Raw genomic sequence first — 2,203 nt, 5'->3', positions numbered from 1 at the left:
GGCGGCGATCCAGGCGACCGCGAACCGCGGGCGCTAGGACATGCGGCGCCTGCGGGTGCAGCTCACCGTCCTGGTCGCCCTGCTCGGCATGCTGATGCTGGCCTGGGCAACCCCGGCAAGGTGGAGCAGATTTTGACCAACCTGGTTGGGAATGCGATCAAATACTCCCCCGGGGGCGGCGAGGTCCTCGTCACCGTCGACCACGACGGCGAAACCGTGCAGGTGAGCGTTCGGGACCAGGGAATCGGGATGAGCCCACGCGACATGGGGCAGTTGTTCGAGAGGTTCTACCGGGTCGACCGCGGGGAGGTCCGCCGCGCCGGCGGCACCGGGCTCGGCCTGTACATCTTCGCCCCGCCAACCTCCGGCGAGCTTGCCGGGAGCGGCCGATGAAGCTGCTGATCGCCGACGACGAACCGGCCGTGCGGGCCCTCGTCCACGTCACCCTCGAGGGCGACGACTACGAGATCCTGGAGGCCGAGGACGGGGTCGAGGCGCTCGAGAAGGCCAGGGACGAGGGCCCACGGCTGGTCCTGCTCGACATCATGATGCCGAGGCTGGACGGCCTTGAGGTCTGCCGCCAGCTCAAGGCCGACCCCGACACCAGCCACATCGTGGTCGTGATGCTCACCGCCCAGGCCCAGGAGCGCGACCGCGACCAGGGCCTGGCCGCCGGGGCCGACGACTACTTCACCAAGCCCTTCTCCCCCCTGGCCCTGCTCAACATGGTCGAGCGAGTCCGCCACAACCAGTCGGGCGCCGACTGAGCCTCACGGATCGGCCACATAGGCCAGGCCGGCCCCGTAGGCGTTGCGGTTGGAGATCGGCGCCCCGCCCAGGTGGCAGAAGCCGGTCGGGCAGGCCACCCCGGTGAGGTCGGCCGGCGAGGTGTCGGTGGCCGACAGCGGCGGGGTGTGGTTGCGCACCGACCGGGCCGTGGCCTCGAGGCGGGCCACCAGCGCCCCCGGGGCGGTGCCGCAGCGACCGGTGCTCGCTGGCGATCAGGGCCACCGCCGCGGCCGCGTGAGGGGCCGCCATCGAGGTGCCCTGGATGGTCGAGTAGCACTGGCCCTGCGGGAACCCGGACCCGGCGGTGAAGACGAAGCAGGGGATCTCGACCGCCCAGTTGGAGGTCGTGCTGAAGGTCTGCCAGGCGTTGGTCAGGTCGTCGGCGGTCACCGGGAACCCGGGCGTGCCGCCCCGGTCGCCGGTGGGCAGGTTGAACTTGCGGGCCCCGCCGGGCGCGGCCACGTCGACCCGCGCCCCGTAGTTGGAGTAGTAGGCCAGCTGGTCGCGCTTGCCGACCCCGAACGGCTGGTGGGCGTCGGAGGCCGGCTTGCAGGTGGCGTTGGGGTTGTCGGCGGTGCCCGGCGGGCAGGTCGCCGAGGGCTCGTTGACCAGGTTGCCGGTGGCCGAGACGACCAGCGCCCCCGGTGGGCCGGTCGGGACCCGGTAGTACCCGTAGAGGTCGACGAAGTCCTCGGCCGTGGTCCCCGGGGCGGTGAGCTGGCCGTGGGAGGTGATGCGGCCGTTGGCCCCGATGCGGACGTGGGCGTTGCCGGCCGAGCCAACGATCAGGGTGCCCTTGGAGCGGGCGTAGGCGATGGCGTCGGCATAGGCCTGGAAGGCGACGGCCGACTCGGGGTCGGCCGGGTCGAGGTAGCCGCCGAAGGAGATGTTGACGACGTCGATCCCCATGTCGGCGGCGGTGGTGAAGGCGGCCAGCTCGGCCGCGGTGGACGAGAAGCCGCACCACTGGGAGATCTTGAGCGCGACCAGCTTGACCTTGGGGGCGATGCCGTTGGTCCCGGTGCCGTTGAGGGCGGCGGCGATGTTGCCGCCGATCCAGGAGCCGTGCCCGTTCCAGTCGCCGTTGGCCGGTCCGCCGAACTCGGCGGCCAGGTCGTCGTCGGACTGGCCGAAGAGGGTCTTGCAGATCGGCTCCTCGCCCTCCAGGACGGTGAGGTCGATCACCTGGACGACCTTGGAGGCGAGCTCGGCGTGGGTGTAGTCGAGGCCGGTGTCGGCGACGGCGACGGTCACGGCCGGCTTGCCGGCCGTCTGCTTCCACCCGGCGGGCAGGCCCATGCGGCGGTAGTCCCACAGCAGGCCCTTGTAGTCCCAGGCCGGGTCGGGGTTGATCCCGCCCGCCTTGGCCGCGGCGGCCGCGCTCACGGCGACCCGCTGGGCGCTGCGCCGGCCC

Annotated in this window: 3 protein-coding genes; 2 read left to right on the top strand and 1 reads right to left on the bottom strand. The window is 72.1% G+C overall.

Translation table 11 applies throughout. The annotated features are described in order from the left end of the window. Nucleotides 1-132: 132 nt before the first annotated feature. Nucleotides 133-393, top strand: a complete 261-nt coding sequence (locus VF468_13625) for a sensor histidine kinase (protein ID HEX5879334.1) — start codon at nucleotides 133-135, stop codon at nucleotides 391-393. Further along, nucleotides 390-767 (top strand): response regulator, encoded by a 378-nt coding sequence (locus VF468_13620; GenBank protein HEX5879333.1) that lies wholly within the window; start codon nucleotides 390-392, stop codon nucleotides 765-767. The genes VF468_13625 and VF468_13620 overlap by 4 nt, the downstream gene beginning before the upstream one ends. Here VF468_13620 and VF468_13615 read toward each other — a convergent pair. Continuing rightward, nucleotides 721-2,203, bottom strand: a 1,483-nt coding sequence (locus VF468_13615; GenBank protein HEX5879332.1) for a S8 family serine peptidase, incomplete at its 5' end; no start/stop codon positions are given. The genes VF468_13620 and VF468_13615 overlap by 47 nt on opposite strands.

It is taken from the genome of Actinomycetota bacterium (genome assembly GCA_036280995.1).
Lineage (GTDB): Bacteria > Actinomycetota > CALGFH01 > CALGFH01 > CALGFH01 > CALGFH01.
The sequence above is the reverse complement of the archived record's forward strand: the minus strand, read 5'-3'. Positions and strand labels throughout refer to the sequence as shown.

Bases quoted from the DNA above. Each gene is read 5' to 3' on its own strand.
- VF468_13620 (HEX5879333.1), top strand. From the start codon at position 390: ATGAAGCTGCTGATCGCCGACGACGAACCGGCCGTGCGGGCCCTCGTC.